Below are 18,485 nucleotides of genomic sequence, written 5' to 3' on the forward strand. Positions count from 1 at the left end.
ACCGCAACCGGGGCCGCGGCGGTGGTGCTGCCACCACCCAAAAAAGAAAAGGCCCGAACCTTCCGGTTCGGGCCTTTTCGGGATATGGCGTCCCCACGGGGATTCGAACCCCGGTCGCCGCCGTGAAAGGGCGGTGTCCTAGGCCTCTAGACGATGGGGACGTAGAGGCAACGTCTTGTTGCTATTCCGGTGGGCCTTTGGGCCGGTCTTCTTCGCTACCCGGTGGCCGATGCAGAAGCGTCGTCACCAGACCGTTGAATACCAGCAAAAACCCGATCGGTACCAGCGCGATGAGGGGCTTGGACCAGGTCTGTTCCCCGGTGAGCATCAGCCCGAATCCGCCGATCAATCCGACTACTGCCAGCACCAATCCAACGTAGAGTGATATGACCCCGAAACGATGCATTGATGAACTCGCAAATCACCTGAGTGGTGGAGCCAGGCGGGATCGAACCGCCGACCTCCTGCATGCCATGCAGGCGCTCTCCCAGCTGAGCTATGGCCCCGTGTCAGGCGAGCGCGTACTGTAGCCAGCACCCCGAAATGTGTCAACCCGCTTCGGCGGAAATTTTCGCCAGCGCGCGGTCGATGCGGGCCAGGGCGCGCTCGCGCCCGATGAGCACCAGCGTATCATCGATAGGCGGGGAGACCGTACCCCCGGTGAGGGCCACGCGCAGCGGCTGTGCGACCTTGCCGAGCTTCAACTCCAGGCGCTCGCCGGTATGCACCACCACCTCGTGCAGCGGCTCCTTTTCCCAGGCGCCCAGTGCGCTGAACCCGTCGTGCAGGGTCTGCAGCACGAGCTTTGCCTCGGCGGTCAGCTGCTTGCGTGCGGCCTTCTCGTCGTAGTCCTCGAACTCGCGATAGAAGTACACGCTGTTCTCGGCCATCTCGCGCAACGTGCGCGCGCGTTCGCGCTGGGCGATCACCACATCGCGCATCGCCGGACCATTGGCCGGATCGATGCCCAGCTGGCCCAGGTGCCAGCCGAACTCCAGCGCCACATGATCCGGGTCCAGCGTCTTGATGTAGTGCTGGTTCAGCCACAGGAGCTTGTCGGGGTTGATCGCCGAGGCGGACTGGTTGACGTCCTCGATATCGAACAGACGCACCAGTTCGTCCACCGAGAAGATCTCCTGGTCGCCGTGGGCCCAGCCCAGGCGCACCAGGTAGTTCAGCAGCGCCTCCGGCAGATAGCCCTCGTCACGGTACTGCATCACCGAGACCGCGCCGTGGCGCTTGGACAGCTTGGCACCGTCCGGGCCCATGATCATCGGCAGGTGGCCGTAGCGCGGCGGTTCCACGCCCAGCGCTTTCAGGATGTTGATCTGGCGCGGGGTATTGTTCAGGTGGTCATCGCCACGGACCACATGGGTGATCCCCATGTCCATGTCGTCGACCACCACCGTCAGGTTGTAGGTCGGCGAGCCGTCGGAGCGGGCGATGATCAGGTCGTCCAGCTCGCTATTCTGGAACGCGACCTTGCCGCGCACCATGTCATCGACGACGGTCACGCCCTCGTCCGGCGTGCGAAAGCGGATGACCGGCTCCACGCCCTCGCGCGGCTCGGTGCGCGCACGGCAACGACCGTCGTAGCGCGGCTTTTCCTTGCGCGCCTTCTGCTCCTCGCGCATCGCATCCAGCTCTTCCTTCGTGCAGTAGCAGCGATAGGCGTGGCCTGCAGCCATCAGCTGGTCGATCACCTCCTTGTACCGGTCGAAGCGTTCCGTCTGGTAGAACGGCCCGTGATCGTAGGTCAGCCCCAGCCAGTTCATGCCCTCGAGGATCGCGTTCACCGACTCCGCGGTGCTGCGCTCCAGATCGGTGTCCTCGATCCGCAGTACGAACTCGCCACCATGGTGGCGGGCGTACAGCCAGGAGAACAGCGCGGTGCGGGCACCGCCGATATGCAGATAGCCGGTCGGACTGGGGGCAAATCGGGTGCGAAAACTCATGCGGGCTACTCGTCTCGATCGGGAGGTGGAAAACGAAGGCGCATAGGGTAGCAGAACGCCACTGCACTGCCGCGCGGACCGCCGACTATACTCGAAATGAGTACACAGACCGGCCGAACCCGGGCCCAAGGAGTACCCATGAAACCCGCTCTTACTCGGCTCTCCACACTGCTCGTGCTGACGGGAGGCCTCGCGCTGGCCGGAAGTGCCATGGGCAGCGACCGCATCGCGCCGCCGGATGGCGCGAAGGCCTATTTCATCAGCCCGCAGGATGGCGAAACGCTCGAAAGCCCGGTGCGGGTCCAGATGGGCCTGCGCGGCATGGGTGTCGCCCCGGCCGGTGTGGAGATGGACAACACCGGCCACCACCACCTGCTGGTGAACAAGCCGCTCGACGAGGTGGACCTGGACGCCTCGCTGCCCTTCTCCGACCACAAGCGCCATTTCGGCGGCGGGCAGACCGAGGGCGAGCTGGAACTGGAACCCGGCGAATACACCCTGCAACTGCTGTTCATGGACTACCGTCACATCAGCTTCGACCCGCCCGTTGTCTCCGAGAAGATCACGATTACCGTGGAATAGATCTGTACCACCCCATCAAAAAGCCCCCCTCCGTTTCCGGAGGGGGGCTGGCACATTCGATTCCGATGCGGCCGGTTACGGCAGCGCAGGAATCTCGAACTGCGGCATTTCGCCGGTCAGCGCGTGCATGAAGGCCTCGATATCCGCGACCTCGTCATCACTGAAGTCCTGCCCCAGCATTTCCTCGCCCATGATGCGGATCGCCTCTTCCAGCGTGGCGGTCTCCCCGTTGTTCATGTAGGGATAGGTCAGGGCTACGTTGCGCAGGGTCGGGGTCTTGAACGCAAACCGGTCGCTCTCCTCACCCGTGACCAGGTAGCGGCCCTCGTCCTCCGAACCCGGCACCTGGATGCGGTGGAAGTTGCTGTCGGTCAGCGCCGGCCCACGGTGACAGGCCACGCAGCCGTTGTCGGCGAACAGCTTCATCCCGCGCATCTGCTGCTCGCTCATCGCGCCCTCATCCCCGGCCAGCCAGCGATCCAGCGGCGAGTTCGGGGTGTTCAGCGTACGCTGGAACGTCGCTAGCGCCTTGGCCACGTGGTCGGTATTGATCACGTTGTCGCCGTCATAGTCGGGATAGGCGGCCTCGAATTTCTCCTGGTACTCATTGAACTCCTCCAGGCGGGCGATCGCATCCTCCAGCGGCATCGCCATCTCGATCGCGTCCTGGATCGGGCCCAGGGCCTGCCCCTCCAGGTCGTCCTCGCGGCCATCCCAGAACTGCGCAGTGAAGAAGCCGGAATTCAGCACGGTCGGGGTATTGCGCTCGCCAACCTGGCCATCGTGGCCCACCGCGCGCGGGATGCGGTCCGCCCAGCCCAGCGCCGGGTTGTGGCAGGTCGCGCAGGAGATCACGCCGGAGCTGGAGATGCGCGGCTCGAAGAACAGCATCTTGCCCAGCTCGATCTTCTCCTTGGTCATCGAGTTGTCCGCCGGGATCGGCGGCAGCGCCGGCAGCGGCTCGAACACATCCCGGTACTGCGAGTAGTCGGTATCCGCCACGGCGGGCGCGGCCACGCCAAGCGCCAGGGCGGTGCAGGCCGAAAAGATGGCGCTGCGAAGATAAGAACGTCGGATCATGGCAAGTCTCCCTGAGATTGGATCGGTGTCGGCGAAGACCGATATAGACTCGGTCCAAATCACCTGAATCCCACCCTATCGACCCGGTATTCGATCGACCAGCGAAATCAGCGCTCCCGTTGATCCAGATCAATCAATGCGGTTGGTCGCTCATCAAACGCACCTCTTGCCAGCCTATTTGTAACCCCAGTAACCTTCGCCCCGCCTCCAGGTGCCCTGGCGTTCCATCGCCGGGGATAATCGGGAAGCCGGTGCGCGAACTGCCGTTCGCAATGCCGGCACTGCCCCCGCAACGGTAGGTGAAGACAACGGATCAACAACCACTGCGCCGCAATCCGGCGTGGGAAGGCGATCCGCCCGGGCACCCCCGCCCGCTTCACGAGTCCGGAGACCGGCCAGGAGGAAACCTGACGCTGCGGCGGGCAAGTGGTCGGGTCGGGCTCGCTGTGTCCATAGTCCCCGACCTCCCCTGGCCCACCCAGCGTCGTTCCATCCACGGCGCACGGGGTGTGCGTCCCAGGGAGAATGACCTTGAACAAACCGACCCGACGACCCGGCCGGCCGCCACTCCTGGCTCCGGCCCCGACCCTTCTCGGCCTGTTGATCGCCAGCGGCGGGGCTTCCCCCCTCCAGGCACAGTTCGAGTTCGGCAGCGAAGCCGACGGCTTCGCCATCACCCTGGACCCGCTCATCCAGGGCCGCTACGCCATCGAGCGGGGCGACGAGGGAACCACCACCGAATTCGACTTTCGCCGCGCCTGGCTGGATACGACGGGCACCCTATTCCACCCCGATCTTAGTTTTCGCCTGCAGCCCGACTTCAGCAGCGGCGAGCTCTCGATGCGCGATGTCTGGCTCCAATACGCACTGACCGAGTCCCTCGACCTGCGCGCCGGCCAGTTCACCGTACCCTTCGGCCTGCCGCGGGACATCGGTGGCCCCAACCGGCTGTTCACCGAATTGAGCATCGCGGGGAATCAGTTCGAGGTCCCGGCTGGACGCGATACCGGCGTCACCCTACTGGGGGGCGACAGCGACGACCGGGCCTGGGCCATCGGCGTGTTTGATGGTCGCGGCCGCCTTGACCAGCGGGATGACCGACCGTCCACCTCCGGCCACCTGTTCAGCGCTCGGGGGGCCTGGGCACCGGTAGGCACCCTTCCACGCGACAACACGACCGTCGGCAAGCCGGTCGAGCATACAGTGGCCCACGGCGTCGGCCTGCAGGCGGCGAACCGCAATCACCTGCGCGACTGGACTCGCGGGCGGGAGAACCAGGTAAATCAGCAACGCGCCGACTGGGTCACCGCAACGGCCGACAGCGTCGTCAAGTTTGCCCGCACCGCCATTTCATTCGCCGCCTTCCGCCGCGACGTATCGCCCGATCACGGCCCCTCCTACCACGACTTGGGCGCCGAACTCGAGCTGGCTCAGGCACTGCCCTGGGAGGGGCTCGAGGTTGCCGCGCGCCACGCTGTGCTGCGCCACGACGCCGGCAACGACCTCGGCACCGACGAGCGCTGGCAGCGCGAGCGGGGCGCCGGCCTCAACTGGTACCACCGCGGCCAGCGACAAAAAACCCAATTGATGTGGCTGGACCGCGACGCCGGCACTTCGGACTGGGAGCTGCACTTGCAGCACCAATTCCGCTTCTGACACTGGAAAGGAGATCCGACATGACTCGACCCCCCTTTACACCGGCCCTCCGGATCGCCGGCCTTGTCCTGTTCCTGCTTGCCGCCACCGGCGCCCATGGCGACGAGGTGACGCTCCCCATGCCCGGCCCCTGGGGCAAAGACTACAGCGAGACGATGGACAACCCGGCCACAGTGGACGCCACCGAGGCCTTCCAGCGCTTCCGCCAGCAAAGCATGCAGGGCACCTCAGCCACCTACCGCAGCATCGAGCAGATCCTGCGCTACGACGCACCGTTCGCCGAGCGCCTGCCCGACCTCGCCGAGGAACTGGCGCGCCGAGCCGCCGACATCGAAACCTGGTTCGCTCGCGAGACCCCGGCGCGGGGCGGCGAACCCGGCGCCCTGCCCGCGGCCTGGGAGGACCCGGAGTTCTCCGAGTACAAGGCAGCCTACCGCGAGGCCGCCGAACGACTGCAGCGCAAGGTCGAGGCGGCCGAGGACCTGGAGAACGAAGACTTCCAGCTTCGCGCCACCGAGGCCCTGAACGGCGTGCGCCACCATTGCTTGGCCTGCCACGACCACTACCGCCGCCGCTAAACCGGGCGGGAACCAAGGGGCCGCCTCACGGCGGCCCTTTCCGTGGTCCTGATCGAGAAGAAACCGCCTTCGCCTGCAAGCAGACTCCTACAGGTTCCTGGCGATGTGGGAACCTGCTTGCAGGCGAAAAGCCCAGTGCCCCACAACACCCACCGGAGTCACCCCTGCCTGCGGAAGATCGGGGCCGCCGCCGCTTAGTCCCCGTCCATGCCGCGGTAACGGCGCACATGCGCCGGGTCGTACAGCGCACTGTCGCGGAAATCGCCCGGGTCCAGCGCCGGGCCCACCAGGATCAGCGCCGAGCGCCGCGTGGTCAGGGCCTGCGCCCGTTCCGCGATATTCCCCAGCGAACCGCGCACCACGGTCTCGTCCGGCCAGCTGGCACGGAAGACGATAGCCACCGGGCAGTCGCAGCCGTAGTGCGGCCGCAGGTCCTCGACCACGGTCTCGATATTGTGCAGCGAAAGATGGATCGCCAGGGTCGCCCCGGTGGCGGCAAAGCTCGCCAGCCGTTCGCGCTCCGGCATGGAGGACGCCCGTCCCGGCGTGCGCGTCAGCACCACCGACTGCGCCACCTCCGGCACCGTCAGTTCCCGCCCCAGGGTCGCGGCGGCGGCGGAGAATGCCGGCACGCCGGGCGTGATGCTGTACTCGATCCCGGCCGCCTCCAGCCGACGGATCTGCTCGCCCAGCGCGCTGTAGACCGACAGGTCGCCGGAGTGCAGGCGCGCCACGTCCTGGCCCGCCGCGTGGGCGCGTTCGATCTCCTCCATGATCGCGTCCAGCGTCAGCGGCGCGGTGTTGACCACGCGCGCCCCCTCCGGGGCATGTTCCAGCACGGCCTCCGGCACCAGTGAACCCGCGTACAGGCACACCGGACAGGCCGCAATACGATCCCGGCCGCGCAGGGTCAGCAGATCCGCGGCACCCGGGCCTGCACCGACAAAATGAACCGTCATGATGACTCCTCGAAAAGATGTTGGCGGTCGACCCAGGCCACCGCGCAGCTGGCCTGCGGTGACAGACGCCGCGGCAACAGCAGACGCGCGCCCTCGCCGGCCGCTGCCAGCGCCGCTGCCTCGGCCACGGAACCGACCCCGGCCGTTGCACGCACCCGTGGCGACTCCGTCAGCATTCCCCCCTGGCAGTCCGCAAGGGCGGCCATGGACGGGAATACGAGTTCCAGTTCCAGCTCCCGCGCGACCGTCGCCAGCATGCGACTGTCACTCTTATGCACCGGTGCCGCCAGCTGCCGGGCCCCGAGCACTCCGGCACGCTCCACTCCCAGCACGGCGCGAGCCTCGGCCAGTACCTCGCGCATCAGACCCTCCAGCTCCCGGGCCGTACAGGCGGAGGCGAAGCCGACGCCCGGCACGACCAAGCCCCCCTCCTGGTTCAGATCCGGCGCAGGGCCCACAGGGTCACCGGCCGCAGCGGTTTCCAGCCGGACATCGCGCCCAGCGGTTCCGAGCGACTCACATTGATGCGTGTCAGCTCGCCACCATGGCGCTCGCGAGCCGCCGCCAACACCGCATCGCCCTCCACCGTCACGCTGCTGGCGACCAGGCGCCCCCCCGGGCACAGACGCTCCACGCAGTGTTCCACCAACCCGGGCGTCGTCAGCCCACCACCGATGAAGATCGCGTCGGGGGCAGACAGGTCATCCAGCGCCTCCGGCGCGCGCCCGTGGATGCGGCGCAGTGCCGGCACCCCCAGCGCGCTCGCGTTGCGCGCGATGCGTTCCAGACGCTCCGCACGCGGCTCGATGGCCACCGCTTCATTGGCCGGGTCCGCCAGCATCCACTCGATGCCGATGGAACCGGAACCGGCACCCACGTCCCAGAGCCGTTCGCCACGACCAGGTGCCAGCAGGGCCAGTGCCACCGCACGCACCTCGCGCTTGGTAATCTGACCATCCTGCTCGAACTCCGCCTCCGGCCGACCGGCGCTCGCCGCAAGCACCGTTGCTGCCGGATCGGCCCGGCACTCCAGCGCCACGGTGTTCAGTGCCTCGATCCCGACCTCCGGCCAGGCATCGGCACGCGCGCTGACGGCCGTCTCGTTGGCCGCGCCCAGGGACTGCAGTACGGTCAGGGTGGAATCACCGAAGCCGAGCCCGGTCAACCAGCGTGCCAGCTCCGCCGGCGTGTCTCCGTCGCGGCTCAGGATCAGCAACCGCGCGCCGTTGTGCAGCCAGGGCCGCAGCGCCTCCATGGGCCGGCCGTGCACCGACAGGCAGCGGGTCTGCTGCAGCGGCCAGCCCATCCGCGCAGCCGCCAGGCTGAACGCCGAGGGCGCGGGCCAAACACAGGTCTGAGCGACCGGGAAACGTCGCATCAGGGTCGCCCCCACCCCGAACCAGAAGGGGTCGCCGCTGGCGAGCACGCACAGCGGCTGCCCGGCGCGTGCCTCGATCCAGTCCAGCGCGGTCTCCAGCGGCGACGGCCACACCAGGCGCTCCTGCCCCGGCCGCTCCGACAGCATCTCCAGATGCCGGGCGCCGCCGATCACCGTCGCCGCCGTGTCCAGCGCCATGCGGGCCCCGGGTGCCAGCCCGGCAAGCCCCTCCGCGCCTACGCCGACGATATTCAGCCATGGCGTTGGTTCACTGTTCGTCGCTAGACTGGTCATCCTCATGAGCTCCCGTTCATCTCCTGACTCCAGCCCCCGGGCGGCTCGCCCGCGGCAGATCCTGCTGCTGGGCGGCACGACCGAGGCCGCGGCGCTGGAACCACTGCTGGATGTGCACCCGCGGCTGCAGGCCACCGTCTCGCTGGCCGGGCGCACCCGAAAACCGGGGCCGGCGCGGCTGCCTCGGCGCACCGGCGGGTTCGGCGGCGTCGACGGCCTCGCCGCCTGGCTGCACGAACACGCCATCGACGCCCTGGTGGACGCGACCCACCCGTTCGCACGGCAGATCTCGGCCAACGCCGTCTCGGCTGCGCGCCAGACCGGCATCCCGCTGGCCCGCCTGACCCGACCGTCGTGGGAGGCCGGACCGGAGGACCGCTGGATCCGCGTGCCCGACCTCGCGGCCGCCGCCCGCGCCCTTCCGGAACTCGGCCGGCGCGTGCTGCTGACCACCGGCCGCCAGCACCTGGAGGCCTTCGAGGCCGCGCCCGAACTGGACTACGTCATCCGCACCATCGACCCGCCCGAACCACCGCCGGCGCTGCCGCGGGTTACCTGGATCCACGCCCGGGGCCCGTTCACGGCCGAAGACGAGGCGCGCCTTTTGCGGGAACACACGATTGACGTGCTGGTGACCAAGGACAGCGGCGGCGATGCCACGGCCGCCAAGCTGCAGGCGGCCCGCGAACGGGGTATGCCGGTTGTGATGGTGGAGCGCCCGCCGGATGCCCCCGGGGTGCCGCGATTCCACGCCCCGCAGGCGGTACTCGACTGGCTGGAGGATCTCCCGGACGCGCACGGCTAACGCGGCTCCCGCCTCATTCCGCGGACTCGACATAACGCGGGGTGTACACGTGCCGCCGGCCCGAAGGACGCTCCAGCACCCGAGTGGAGGCGGCGCCCACGATCACCAGCGTGCTCATGTTCGCCGTCGTCGGGTCCACCTCGCCGAGGGTGGAGATCTGCACGTCTTCGCGTTCGCCGCGGCCCACCGCGGTGGCCAGCACGACCAGGGTGTCCGGCCCCTGCACCTCGCGCACGATGCCCAGTGCCTCGCCCAGCTGCCAGGGACGTGCGCGCGAGATCGGGTTGTAGAAGGCCATGGCGAAGTCGGCCTCGGCCGCCAGCCGTACCCGACGCTGGATCAGCGACCAGGGCTTGAGGTTGTCCGACAGCGAGATCACGCAGAAATCGTTTCCCAGCGGTGCACCCAGCCGCGCCGCGGCGGCCTGCATCGCCGACACCCCGGGCAGCACCTCCACCGTCACCGCGTCCCAGCGACCCGGCTCCGAGCCTTCCAGGGCCTCGAAGACCGCGGCCGCCATCGCGAACACACCCGGGTCGCCGCCCGAAACCACCGCTACGTCCCGCCCCTCGGCGGCCAAATCCAGGGCGTGGGTTGCGCGCGCCAGTTCCTCGCGGTTGTCCGAGGCGTGCACACGGTGGTGGGCGGCCGCAATCCGTTCCAGGTACGGCCCGTATCCCACCAGGTCGGTCGCCGCTTCGAGACGGGCAGCGACCTCCGGCGTGATCCATGCCGGCCCCGCCGGACCCACCCCGACCACACTCAACCGACCGACCACCGGACCACCATCCCCGCTCATCGCCGAACCCCGCGCCCGGGGATCACGATCATCGAGAAATAGGGCACCCGCTCCGGGATCTCGGACACTGGCAGGACCCGCTCCTCGGCGGTGCTGGCGCGTTCCACGTACCAGGCGCGCTCGTCCAGCCCCAGCTCCTGAAGGACACCCACCACCGCATCGCGATGGGTTCCGACCTTCATGATGACCGCCGCATCGGTCCCCTGCAGGGCCTGGCGCAGATCGTCGATCGGCATCGTGCCGGGGATCACCGTCAGCAGGTCATCGCGCATGGTCAGCGGCGTCGACAATTGCGCAGCCGAGGCCATCATCGAGGTCACGCCAGGGACCACGTGGGTGGGAAACCGATCCTTCAGCCGCAGGTAGACGTGCATGAACGATCCGTAGAAGAACGGATCGCCCTCGTTCAACACCACCACCGAACGCCCGGCTGCCAGTTCGGCAGCCAGTTGCTCGGCGGCGGCGTCGAAGAACTGCTCGATGCGGCGGCGATACTCGTCAGAGCCGTGCGGGATCTCGTTGGTCACCGGATACTCCAGCGGCATCTCCTGCTGCCCCGTGCCCAGGTGGGCGTCCACGATGGCGCGCGCCTGGCCACGGCCACCCCGGCGACAGAAATAGGCCACTACCGGGCTCTCTGCAATCAGGCGCGCGGCCTTCAGCGTCAGCAACTCGGGATCACCCGGCCCGGTGCCCACGCCGTACAGACAACCCGCGGCCGCGGGTTCATGCAGCTTGGGGGATGTCGTCATATCCGGTCACTCGCAAAGGCGTTGATGGCCGCCGCGGCCATGGCGCTGCCACCGCGGCGTCCGAAGATGGTCAGGTACTCGAGGTCCAGCGGGCTGGCGGCCAGCGCCTCCTTGCTCTCCACCGCACCGACAAAGCCCACCGGGATACCGAGTACCGCGGCCGGACGCGGCGCGCCCTGGTGCAGCATCTCCAGCAGGTGAAACAGGGCCGTGGGCGCATTCCCGATCGCCACCACCGCACCCTCCATATGCGGTCGCCACCATTCCAGCGCCGCCGCCGAACGCGTTGTGCCCATACGCTCGGCAGCAGCCACCACTCCGTCCTCGCGCAGGCTGCAGATCACCGGGTTATCCGCCGGCAGCCGGGCGCGCGTGACCCCATGCGCCACCATGTTGCTGTCGCAGAGGATCGGCGCGCCAGCAGCCAGCGCCGCGCGAGCCGCCCGGGCCACGCCAGCCGAAAACCCGACGTCCTGCGGCAGGTCGGTCATACCGCAGGCATGGATCATGCGTACCACCGCAGACACCAGATCCTCCGGAAAACGATCCAGCGCCGCCTCGGATCGAATAATCGCGAAGGATTCCCGGTAGATGGCTGCGCCGTCGCGCTCGTAATCCGGTACGACCCCCGCGGTATCGCTCTGCGTCATGTTTCTTCTCCGTTATTCATCATCGCGTTGAGGCGCCGACGCAGGTCGGTCGGGCCCAGCCTGCGCAGGGCCGCGAACATCCCGACGCGCTCTGCGTGCGTAATCTGTTCAAGCGCCGACAGGGCCGCTCGCAGCTGATCCGGTGAAAGACCCTCAAGAAGGGCCTCCCAGTGCGCCGGGGCAGATTGCAGCGACAGGTCGTAATGCCCCGCCCGCGCCGCAAGGACCACCCGGGCATTCGCGGGCCTCCCGCAGTGCTTCTCGCAGCCACTGACATGCAGATATTCGTCATCCGCCAGCAGCCCGCGGGCGGCTGTCCCGAGCATCGCGGCGTCCGCCCGAGTGAATGTCGTACCCGCCGAGCATCCCCCCTGACCGACACAGGCGCTCACCACTAGGCGAGGATCTCGTGGATCCGTTACTCCGCCCCATTCAGCCAGCCGGTCCAGGGTGATCGGCCGCGCCCCGACCAGCAGCACGCTGCGCCAGGGAGTCAGCCGCAGGCGCCCTTCTTGGCCGCGGATCTGCTCGGCCAGCCCCCGCAGGGCCTCGGCGCGCAGGGATCCGAACGGGAACGCGACCCCGAAGGCATCGCCATTCAGGCACGCACCAATCCCGGAGTCGGCGTTTTCGCTGCTCCGTGCCGCAACCGGATCCCCACCCGGAAGCACCCGCTCCAGCCCGGGAGGCGTCAGGGCCTTCGCGCCGAACCGAGCCAGTGCGCCGGGCAAACGGCCCGGCGGATCCGGATCCCCCTGGCGCAGCGCCACGAATTGCTCGAGGACTTGCAGGGCAGCGTCCACGGCCTTCTCCGGGCGTGCCCACCCAAGCACCGTCGCGGCGTGAGCCGACGCCCCGACGGCCACGCGAATCCACACGCCACCCGGTCCCGTACAGGCCTCCAGTCGAAGGTCCGCCGGCACTCTACCCAGCGGCAACCCGCCACCCGCCTCCACCAGCACCCCGACCTTCGGCGGCAGTGCGCGCAGGCGCGGGGTTGCGCCCAGTGCCCGCGCAAGTTGCCGCGCGATGGGCTGTACATCCATGGCGGCCTCCGGGTCGATATCCGTCGCTGGTGCCACCAGCACATTGCGCACCGCCTCCGCCTCGGGATCGCGATCCGCCAGACCCGCCGCCTCCAGTTCGGCCCGTGCCGTCTCCAGGCCCGGCGTGTCCAGACCGCGCAATTGCAGATTGCCGCGACTGGTCAGCTCCAGGTCACCGGAACCGAAACGCAGCGCCACCTCGGCGAGGATGCGCGCCTGCGCCGCGTCAAGCCCTCCGATCGGGTGACGTACCCGCATCAGAAGCCCGTCTCCGGTCGTCATGGGCGCAGCGACTCCGGGACACGCCCGGCGCACACGCGGATGCTCGGCACCCAACGGCTTCGGACCCCTGCTCATGACCGGATCCGCACGCCGCGAGCGACCAGGGTCCAGGCCACCCCGCCGACAACCAGGGTGGTCCCCACGAGCACCCAGAAGGTTGTGGCCCAGGCGAAGGACCCGGTCCCCAACAGGCCGTAGCGAAAGCCCTCGACCATGTAGTACAGCGGGTTCAGCGCTGCCAGCGACTGCCAGGGCTCGGGCATCCGTTCCACCGGATAGAACAGCCCTCCCAGATAGATCAGGGGGGTCAGCACAAACGTCGCCACCACGGAGGTGTGGTCGAAACTGCGCGCGTACAGGCCATTCAGCAGGCCGGCCAGGGCGAACAGCGTGGCACTGACCAGCGCGATCCCCAGAGTCGCCGCCAGGTGGTGCAGTTGCAGGTTGGTAAACGGGATCGCAACCAGCGCCACTAGCGCCCCGGCCAGCAGACCGCGGATCACCCCGCCGGTTGCAAAGCCCGCCACGATCAGCCAGGCGGGGAGTGGCGCAACCAGCAATTCCTCGATGTGCCGCTGCAGGCGCGCGCCATAGAACGCCAGCGTCACATTGCTGTAGGCATTGGTGGCCACCGCCAGGATGATCAGGCCGGGCAGGATAAAATCAGCGTAATCGACACCCCGCATGGTGCCGAGCTCGCGCCCGATCAGGTGACCGAAGATCACCAGGAACAGGACCGTCGTCACCACCGATGGCAGGAGATTCTGCACCCAGGCGCGCAGGAAACGCCGCACCTGTTTGACCACCATCCCGCGATAGGCAAATCCGTACGCCGCGAGCCTCATGTCTTCCTCCCCAGCGGTGCGGCGGCGCGTTCGGCGATGCGCTGCAGGAACAACGACTCGAGCCGGTTGCGCTTGTTGCGGACTCCCGCGACACGCACCCCGCTTGCGTCCAGGCGGTCGAACAGGTCATTCACCTCCATGCCCTGCGGCAGGTCGACCTCCAGGGTCCAGCGATCACTCAAACGAATCGCCAGCCCGTCCAGCGCCGGGGCCGCGTCCAGCGGCATGTTCAGTTCCAATACCAGGGTCTGCACGTTCAGCCCGTGCAGCAGTTCGCCCGTATCACCGCGCGCGACGATCTCGCCCTGATCCAGGATCGCCAGGGTGTCGCACAGGGTCTCCGCCTCCTCCAGGTAGTGGGTGGTCAGCAGGATCGTTACGCCGTCCGCGTTCAAGCCACGCAACAGCTCCCAGGTGGCATGGCGCCCCTCCAGGTCCACCCCCGCCGTCGGCTCGTCCAGGAGCAGGACGCGGGGGCGGTGCACCAGGGCCCGGGCAATCATCAGCCGCCGCTTCATGCCACCCGACAGGCCCCAGGCCGACTGTTCGCGCCGGTCCAGCAACCCCGCCTGTTCCAGCACCTCGCCGGTTCGCTCGCGCGCCCGCCTTGGGGACAGCCCGTAGTAAGCCGCCTGGGCCTCGACGATCTCGCCCACCGGTTCGAAGCTGTTGAAGTTGACCTCCTGCGGTACCACGCCCATGCACGCCTTCGCCGCAACCGCCTGCGTGGCCACGTCGTACCCGCAGACGCGGATCGAGCCCCGATCCGCCCGCACCAGCGTGGTCAACAACCCCACCAGCGTGGTCTTGCCAGCCCCGTTCGGCCCCAGCAGGCCGAAAAAGCTGCCCGCCGGCACCTCCAGATCCACGTTCGCCAGCCCAACCCGGCCACCGGCGTAGCGCTTGGCCACCGACTGCAGGGCAATCGCGGCGGCCGTCATGGCGCGAGCCCCCCGGCACCATCGGCAAACCCCACGATACGGCCCCCCCGATCCACCGCGCAGACCTCCAGCGCCGTGGTCTCCGGCAGCATCCCGCGGGCCCGCTGCCAGGCGCGTGCGCTGATCCGGTCGGCCAGCGCCACGCCTTGTTCCAGGCAGTCCGTTAGGGCCTGGGCACTGGTGTTGGCCGCGCGGATGCGCCCCACCAGGGCCGGGCCGGCGCCAAGATCCGCGGCTTCCTCGGCCAAAGCGTCGAGATCGATGCGCGACTTGCGGCTATGGGCATCCAGATGCCCGGCCGCAAACTTGCTGAGTTTGCCGAAGCCCGCGGCCAGCACCACCGCGGGCAAGGGGTTGCGCCGCAGGTATTTCAGCGCCGCCCCGAACAGATCCCCCATCTCGATCAGCCCCATGTCGTCCAGGCCGTAGCGTTCGCGCACCGCCGCCTCGCTGGTGCCGCCGGTACAGCAGGCCACACGCGGACACGCGTTGGCGCGGGCCACGTCGATGGCCTGATGGATGGATGCGATATAGGCAGCACAGGAAAACGGCCGCACGATCCCGGTCGTGCCCAGAATCGAAAGACCCCCGAGGATACCCAGGCGGGCGTTCATGGTCCGCTCGGCAATCCGTTCGCCGCCGTCCACGCCAACCGTGACGCGAAAGCCCCCGCTGTATCCGCTCGCCTCGGCGAGCGCCTCCAGGTGGCCCTGCATCATGCGTCGCGGGACCGGGTTGATTGCCGGTTCGCCCGGCGCCAGCACCAGACCCGGGCGCGTGACCGTACCCACCCCCGCGCCCGCCATGAACTGGACGCCGGGTTCACCGCACAGGGTGACCTCAACCCAGACCCGCGCCCCGTGGGTCGCATCCGGGTCGTCACCGGCATCCTTGATGACCCCGGCCACCGCACCACCCGAGGTCGGTTCCAGATCGTTCAGTGCCAGGCTCACGACCTGCCCCCTGGGCAGGGTGACGTCGACCGTCTGGAGTCGCTGCCCCTGCAGTAGCCAGCGGACCCCGGCAATGACAGCCGCGCTCGCGCAGACACCGGTGGTCAGACCGGTGCGCAGGCGCCCAGTGGTCTCGGGCGTCTCCGGGCGCATGGCACCCTGCGGACGGTTCGAGTCAGCCGATTTCATGCGTTCCCGGGACGGACTGGGCATCTTGCGCGGCAATCGTCTCGCGCAGCCGCACCACTTCGCCCACGATCAGCAGCGCCGGCGACTGAATGGCCAGATCCGCCACCCGCGCCGGAAGGTCGGCCAGCGTGCCCTCAATAACGCGTTGCGTCGGGCGGGTGCCCTGCTCCACCAGCGCGGCCGGCATCGCGCCATCCGCGCCCGCCGCCATCATCTCGCCGCAGACCTCGGCCAGGGTGTGCAGCCCCATGTAGACGACCAGGGTCTGCTGCGGATGGACCAGCGAGGCCCAGTCCAGATCGGTCTCGCCGGCGCGACGATGGGCGGTCACGAACTGGCAGCGATAGGCATGATCGCGATGGGTCAGCGGGATCCCGGCATACGCCGCGCAGCCACCCGCTGCGGTAATCCCCGGCACGATGCGAACGGGGATCCCGGCGGCGGCAATGGCCGCCGCCTCCTCGCCGCCGCGACCATAGACGAACGGATCTCCACCCTTCAGGCGAACCACGTAGTGGCCCTCCCGGGCCAGCGCGATCATGCGCTCGTTCAGGTCCCCCTGATCGCAGCTGTGCCGTGAGCGGGCCTTGCCCACATACAGGCGATGCGCCTCCGGGTTGGCCAGCTCGAGGATCGCCTCCGGGATCAGGCGGTCGTGCAGCAGGACATCGGCGTGCTGCATCGCGGCCACGGCGTCCAGTGTCAGCAGGCCCGGATCGCCCGGCCCCGCGCCGACCAGATCCACGCAGCCGGGCTTTCGCTCGCCGCGCAACGGGAGGCGGGCCCCGGCGGGTGCCCCGGGCCCGATCCGCGTCACATTGTCCCACGGTCGATCACTCATGCTCGAAACAGCTGGGCCGTGGCCTCCGGGTTGGAAGGGAACCAGGCATGCAGATAGGTCGCGGTCAGGCGACCATCGCGATAGATCGCCTCGCCCTGCGACCCCGTCCCGCGCGCGCGCCAGCAATGGCCATAGGGCTCGAGCCCGACCTCGGAGCGGGTGTGATGGAAGGTGTGCCCGCGCAGCTCGCCCTCCGGCAGCGGGGCCGCCTGAAGACCCAGACCCTGCAGGCGGTCCGCCAGCTGGGCCTTGCCCGGCACCAGCCCGGCCATAGCCGCGGCATGGCCCTCGCGATTGGCCAGTTCGTCCAGCAGGTAGAGAAAGCCCCCGCACTCCGCCAGGATGGGGCGGCCCGCCGCATGATGGGCCTCCAGGTCCGACTTCAGGGCCGCATTGGCGGACAGCTGATCCAGATACAACTCGGGGTAGCCACCCGGCAGCCAGACGGCATCGGCCTCTGGCAACCCGTCCCCCGCAAGCGGGGAAAAGAACCGCAGTTCGGCGCCCATCTTCTCCAGCAGACGCAGGTTGGCCGGATACATGAAGGCGAAGGCCGCATCCCGCGCGATCGCAATGCGCACGCCGGACAGCGCCGCCTCGATCGGCGCAATTGTTTCCGGATGAAAGGTCACCGGCTCCGGCAGCCCGGTCACCCCGGCCTCTTCAATCGCGGCCGCTGCCGCCTCCAGCCGTGCATCCAGATCGGCGATCTCGCCCGCCTGCACCAGACCCAGGTGACGATCCGGGACACTCAGCGTCTCGTTACGCTGCACGGCACCAAAGAAACGGATCGCCTCCGGGGTGCAGTCCTCCAGCATCCGCGCATGGCCGGGACTGCCCACCCGGTTGGCAATCACACCTGCGAACGACAGGCCCGGACGGTAGGTCGACAAGCCATGCACCAGCGCCCCGAAGGTCTGGCCCATGCCACTGGCATCGACCATGGCCAGGATTGGCAAGCCGAAGGCCTGGGCCAGATCCGCACCGGAGGGATCCCCATCAAACAGCCCCATCGAGCCCTCCACCAGGATCAGGTCGGATTCCTGGGCCGCCTCGTACAGCATCGCTCGACAGGCTTCTTCCCCGACCATCCACAGATGCAGGGCGTCGACCGGATGGCCGGAGGCCTGTTCCAGGATCATTGGATCGAGGAAGTCCGGGCCGGTCTTGAACACACGCACTCGGAGGCCCTGGTTGCGGTGGTAACGGGCGATGGCGGCGGTGATCGTGGTCTTGCCCTGGCCCGAGGCCGGGGCCGCCACAAATGCGGCGGGGCAGCTCACACTCACAGCTCGATCCCCTTCTGCGCCTTGATGCCGGCCTGGAAGGCGTGCTTGACCACGCCGATCTCGCTGACGGTGTCGGCGGCCTCGATCAGGGCCTTCGGCGCGGCGCGGCCGGTGGTAATCACGTGCTGCATCGGCGGGCGGTTCGCCAGGTCTTCCAGCACCTCGTCCACATCCAGGTACTGATATTTCAGCGCGATGTGCAGCTCGTCGAGCAGCACCAGGTCGACGTTCGGATCGCGCAGCATGTCGCGGGCATGCGCCCAGGCCTCGCGCGCCGCGGCCACGTCCTTTTCGCGGTCCTGGGTCTCCCAGGTGTAACCCTCGCCCATTACGTGGTACTGCACGTTGTCCTGGCCACGGAAGAAGGCCTCCTCGCCGGTGGCGAACTGGCCCTTGATGAACTGCACGATACCCACCTGCATGCCGTGCCCCAGGGCCCGGGCGACCATGCCGAAGCCGGAGGAACTCTTGCCCTTGCCGTTTCCGGTCAGGATCAGGAACACGCCCTTTTCTTCCTGCGCCTCGGCGATCTTGCGGTCCACCACTTCCTTCTTGCGCGCCATACGCTGCGCGTGGCGTTCGGCCTTGGCCGCGTCGGTATCGTTGGTCAT

The 18,485-nt window shown here is 68.4% G+C and carries 20 protein-coding genes, 2 tRNA genes and 1 riboswitch; of the genes, 4 read left to right on the top strand and 18 right to left on the bottom strand.

Features of this window, described 5'->3' with window-relative positions:
- Window positions 1–85: 85 nt before the first annotated feature.
- From H609_RS0101225 to gltX, 4 genes are all read right to left on the bottom strand, one after another.
- Window positions 86–161, bottom strand: a tRNA-Glu gene (locus tag H609_RS0101225).
- A 20-nt stretch (window positions 162–181) separates the two neighbouring features.
- A complete protein-coding gene (locus H609_RS0101230; RefSeq protein WP_026279239.1) occupies window positions 182–406 on the bottom strand; it encodes a hypothetical protein in 225 nt (74 codons plus the stop codon).
- A 24-nt stretch (window positions 407–430) separates the two neighbouring features.
- Window positions 431–506: transfer RNA gene (locus tag H609_RS0101235), tRNA-Ala, on the bottom strand.
- A gap of 42 nt (window positions 507–548) precedes the next feature.
- Complete coding sequence (gene gltX / locus H609_RS0101240; protein ID WP_028484115.1) at window positions 549–1,955, bottom strand: glutamate--tRNA ligase; 1,407 nt, start codon at window positions 1,953–1,955, stop codon at window positions 549–551.
- Window positions 1,956–2,093: 138 nt separating this feature from the next.
- Between gltX and H609_RS0101245 the strand changes: the two genes are divergently transcribed.
- Window positions 2,094–2,537 (top strand): DUF4399 domain-containing protein, encoded by a 444-nt coding sequence (locus H609_RS0101245; protein ID WP_028484116.1) that lies wholly within the window; start codon window positions 2,094–2,096, stop codon window positions 2,535–2,537.
- A gap of 75 nt (window positions 2,538–2,612) precedes the next feature.
- Here H609_RS0101245 and H609_RS0101250 read toward each other — a convergent pair whose 3' ends face one another.
- Complete coding sequence (locus H609_RS0101250; RefSeq protein WP_019583432.1) at window positions 2,613–3,617, bottom strand: cytochrome-c peroxidase; 1,005 nt, start codon at window positions 3,615–3,617, stop codon at window positions 2,613–2,615.
- A gap of 192 nt (window positions 3,618–3,809) precedes the next feature.
- Window positions 3,810–4,032: riboswitch (cobalamin riboswitch) on the top strand.
- Between the two features lie 110 nt (window positions 4,033–4,142).
- Here H609_RS0101250 and H609_RS0101255 point away from each other — a divergent pair.
- Together H609_RS0101255 and H609_RS0101260 are read left to right on the top strand one after the other, a co-directional pair.
- Window positions 4,143–5,273, top strand: coding sequence for a porin (locus H609_RS0101255; RefSeq protein ID WP_018880466.1), 1,131 nt, complete (start codon window positions 4,143–4,145; stop codon window positions 5,271–5,273).
- Window positions 5,274–5,293: 20 nt separating this feature from the next.
- Window positions 5,294–5,851 carry a cytochrome c gene (locus H609_RS0101260; protein ID WP_018875739.1) on the top strand — a complete coding sequence of 186 codons (558 nt, stop codon included), beginning with the start codon at window positions 5,294–5,296 and terminating at the stop codon, window positions 5,849–5,851.
- Window positions 5,852–6,045: 194 nt separating this feature from the next.
- On the opposite strand, the gene cobM is transcribed toward H609_RS0101260, so the two are convergent.
- From cobM to H609_RS0101275, 3 genes are read right to left on the bottom strand one after another with little or no spacing between them, the layout of a single operon-like run.
- Complete coding sequence (gene cobM / locus H609_RS0101265) at window positions 6,046–6,810, bottom strand: precorrin-4 C(11)-methyltransferase (protein WP_018875740.1); 765 nt, start codon at window positions 6,808–6,810, stop codon at window positions 6,046–6,048.
- On the bottom strand, window positions 6,807–7,268 hold the full coding sequence (locus tag H609_RS0101270) for a cobalamin biosynthesis protein (protein WP_038035979.1): 462 nt from the start codon (window positions 7,266–7,268) through the stop codon (window positions 6,807–6,809). The genes cobM and H609_RS0101270 overlap by 4 nt, the downstream gene beginning before the upstream one ends.
- Window positions 7,247–8,482 carry a bifunctional cobalt-precorrin-7 (C(5))-methyltransferase/cobalt-precorrin-6B (C(15))-methyltransferase gene (locus H609_RS0101275; protein WP_026280244.1) on the bottom strand — a complete coding sequence of 412 codons (1,236 nt, stop codon included), beginning with the start codon at window positions 8,480–8,482 and terminating at the stop codon, window positions 7,247–7,249. Before H609_RS0101275 ends, H609_RS0101270 begins: the two co-directional genes overlap by 22 nt.
- Before the next feature lie 4 nt (window positions 8,483–8,486).
- Between H609_RS0101275 and H609_RS0101280 the strand changes: the two genes are divergently transcribed.
- On the top strand, window positions 8,487–9,287 hold the full coding sequence (locus H609_RS0101280) for a cobalt-precorrin-6A reductase (RefSeq protein WP_018875742.1): 801 nt from the start codon (window positions 8,487–8,489) through the stop codon (window positions 9,285–9,287).
- 13 nt (window positions 9,288–9,300) lie between these two features.
- Here H609_RS0101280 and cobJ read toward each other — a convergent pair whose 3' ends face one another.
- The 10 genes from cobJ to cobO form a co-directional block, all read right to left on the bottom strand.
- Window positions 9,301–10,086, bottom strand: a complete 786-nt coding sequence (gene cobJ, locus H609_RS0101285) for a precorrin-3B C(17)-methyltransferase (RefSeq protein ID WP_028484119.1) — start codon at window positions 10,084–10,086, stop codon at window positions 9,301–9,303.
- Entirely contained in the window at window positions 10,083–10,838 is a 756-nt protein-coding gene (locus H609_RS0101290; protein WP_018866852.1) for a precorrin-2 C(20)-methyltransferase, read from the bottom strand. The genes cobJ and H609_RS0101290 overlap by 4 nt, the downstream gene beginning before the upstream one ends.
- On the bottom strand, window positions 10,835–11,488 hold the full coding sequence (locus tag H609_RS0101295) for a precorrin-8X methylmutase (protein ID WP_018875744.1): 654 nt from the start codon (window positions 11,486–11,488) through the stop codon (window positions 10,835–10,837). The genes H609_RS0101290 and H609_RS0101295 overlap by 4 nt, the downstream gene beginning before the upstream one ends.
- Entirely contained in the window at window positions 11,485–12,816 is a 1,332-nt protein-coding gene (gene cobG, locus H609_RS0101300) for a precorrin-3B synthase (RefSeq protein WP_018875745.1), read from the bottom strand. Before cobG ends, H609_RS0101295 begins: the two co-directional genes overlap by 4 nt.
- A gap of 71 nt (window positions 12,817–12,887) precedes the next feature.
- Window positions 12,888–13,661 (bottom strand): ABC transporter permease, encoded by a 774-nt coding sequence (locus H609_RS0101305; protein WP_038035981.1) that lies wholly within the window; start codon window positions 13,659–13,661, stop codon window positions 12,888–12,890.
- On the bottom strand, window positions 13,658–14,602 hold the full coding sequence (locus H609_RS0101310) for an ABC transporter ATP-binding protein (protein ID WP_018866856.1): 945 nt from the start codon (window positions 14,600–14,602) through the stop codon (window positions 13,658–13,660). Before H609_RS0101310 ends, H609_RS0101305 begins: the two co-directional genes overlap by 4 nt.
- Entirely contained in the window at window positions 14,599–15,708 is a 1,110-nt protein-coding gene (locus H609_RS0101315; RefSeq protein ID WP_018866857.1) for a cobalt-precorrin-5B (C(1))-methyltransferase, read from the bottom strand. The genes H609_RS0101310 and H609_RS0101315 overlap by 4 nt, the downstream gene beginning before the upstream one ends.
- A gap of 22 nt (window positions 15,709–15,730) precedes the next feature.
- Window positions 15,731–16,585, bottom strand: a complete 855-nt coding sequence (cobA, locus tag H609_RS0101320; protein ID WP_028484122.1) for a uroporphyrinogen-III C-methyltransferase — start codon at window positions 16,583–16,585, stop codon at window positions 15,731–15,733.
- The gene (locus tag H609_RS0101325; RefSeq protein WP_028484123.1) at window positions 16,582–17,874 is read right to left on the bottom strand and encodes a cobyrinate a,c-diamide synthase; all 1,293 of its coding nucleotides are present in this window, start codon (window positions 17,872–17,874) and stop codon (window positions 16,582–16,584) included. The genes cobA and H609_RS0101325 overlap by 4 nt, the downstream gene beginning before the upstream one ends.
- Complete coding sequence (gene cobO / locus H609_RS0101330; protein ID WP_028484124.1) at window positions 17,871–18,485, bottom strand: cob(I)yrinic acid a,c-diamide adenosyltransferase; 615 nt, start codon at window positions 18,483–18,485, stop codon at window positions 17,871–17,873. Before cobO ends, H609_RS0101325 begins: the two co-directional genes overlap by 4 nt.

This window comes from Thioalkalivibrio sp. ALE17 (assembly GCF_000425605.1).
GTDB lineage: Bacteria > Pseudomonadota > Gammaproteobacteria > Ectothiorhodospirales > Ectothiorhodospiraceae > Thioalkalivibrio.

Excerpts from the sequence above, each read along its gene's own strand:
- H609_RS0101230 (WP_026279239.1), bottom strand. The coding sequence starts at position 406 with ATGCATCGTTTCGGGGTCATATCACTCTACGTTGGATTGGTGCTGGCA.
- gltX (WP_028484115.1), bottom strand. The coding sequence starts at position 1,955 with ATGAGTTTTCGCACCCGATTTGCCCCCAGTCCGACCGGCTATCTGCAT.
- H609_RS0101245 (WP_028484116.1), top strand. The coding sequence starts at position 2,094 with ATGAAACCCGCTCTTACTCGGCTCTCCACACTGCTCGTGCTGACGGGA.
- H609_RS0101250 (WP_019583432.1), bottom strand. The coding sequence starts at position 3,617 with ATGATCCGACGTTCTTATCTTCGCAGCGCCATCTTTTCGGCCTGCACC.
- H609_RS0101255 (WP_018880466.1), top strand. The coding sequence starts at position 4,143 with ATGACCTTGAACAAACCGACCCGACGACCCGGCCGGCCGCCACTCCTG.
- H609_RS0101260 (WP_018875739.1), top strand. The coding sequence starts at position 5,294 with ATGACTCGACCCCCCTTTACACCGGCCCTCCGGATCGCCGGCCTTGTC.
- cobM (WP_018875740.1), bottom strand. The coding sequence starts at position 6,810 with ATGACGGTTCATTTTGTCGGTGCAGGCCCGGGTGCCGCGGATCTGCTG.
- H609_RS0101275 (WP_026280244.1), bottom strand. The coding sequence starts at position 8,482 with ATGACCAGTCTAGCGACGAACAGTGAACCAACGCCATGGCTGAATATC.
- H609_RS0101280 (WP_018875742.1), top strand. The coding sequence starts at position 8,487 with ATGAGCTCCCGTTCATCTCCTGACTCCAGCCCCCGGGCGGCTCGCCCG.
- cobJ (WP_028484119.1), bottom strand. The coding sequence starts at position 10,086 with ATGAGCGGGGATGGTGGTCCGGTGGTCGGTCGGTTGAGTGTGGTCGGG.
- H609_RS0101290 (WP_018866852.1), bottom strand. The coding sequence starts at position 10,838 with ATGACGACATCCCCCAAGCTGCATGAACCCGCGGCCGCGGGTTGTCTG.
- H609_RS0101295 (WP_018875744.1), bottom strand. The coding sequence starts at position 11,488 with ATGACGCAGAGCGATACCGCGGGGGTCGTACCGGATTACGAGCGCGAC.
- cobG (WP_018875745.1), bottom strand. The coding sequence starts at position 12,816 with ATGACGACCGGAGACGGGCTTCTGATGCGGGTACGTCACCCGATCGGA.
- H609_RS0101305 (WP_038035981.1), bottom strand. The coding sequence starts at position 13,661 with ATGAGGCTCGCGGCGTACGGATTTGCCTATCGCGGGATGGTGGTCAAA.
- H609_RS0101310 (WP_018866856.1), bottom strand. The coding sequence starts at position 14,602 with ATGACGGCCGCCGCGATTGCCCTGCAGTCGGTGGCCAAGCGCTACGCC.
- H609_RS0101315 (WP_018866857.1), bottom strand. The coding sequence starts at position 15,708 with ATGCGCCCGGAGACGCCCGAGACCACTGGGCGCCTGCGCACCGGTCTG.
- cobA (WP_028484122.1), bottom strand. The coding sequence starts at position 16,585 with ATGAGTGATCGACCGTGGGACAATGTGACGCGGATCGGGCCCGGGGCA.
- cobO (WP_028484124.1), bottom strand. The coding sequence starts at position 18,485 with ATGACCAACGATACCGACGCGGCCAAGGCCGAACGCCACGCGCAGCGT.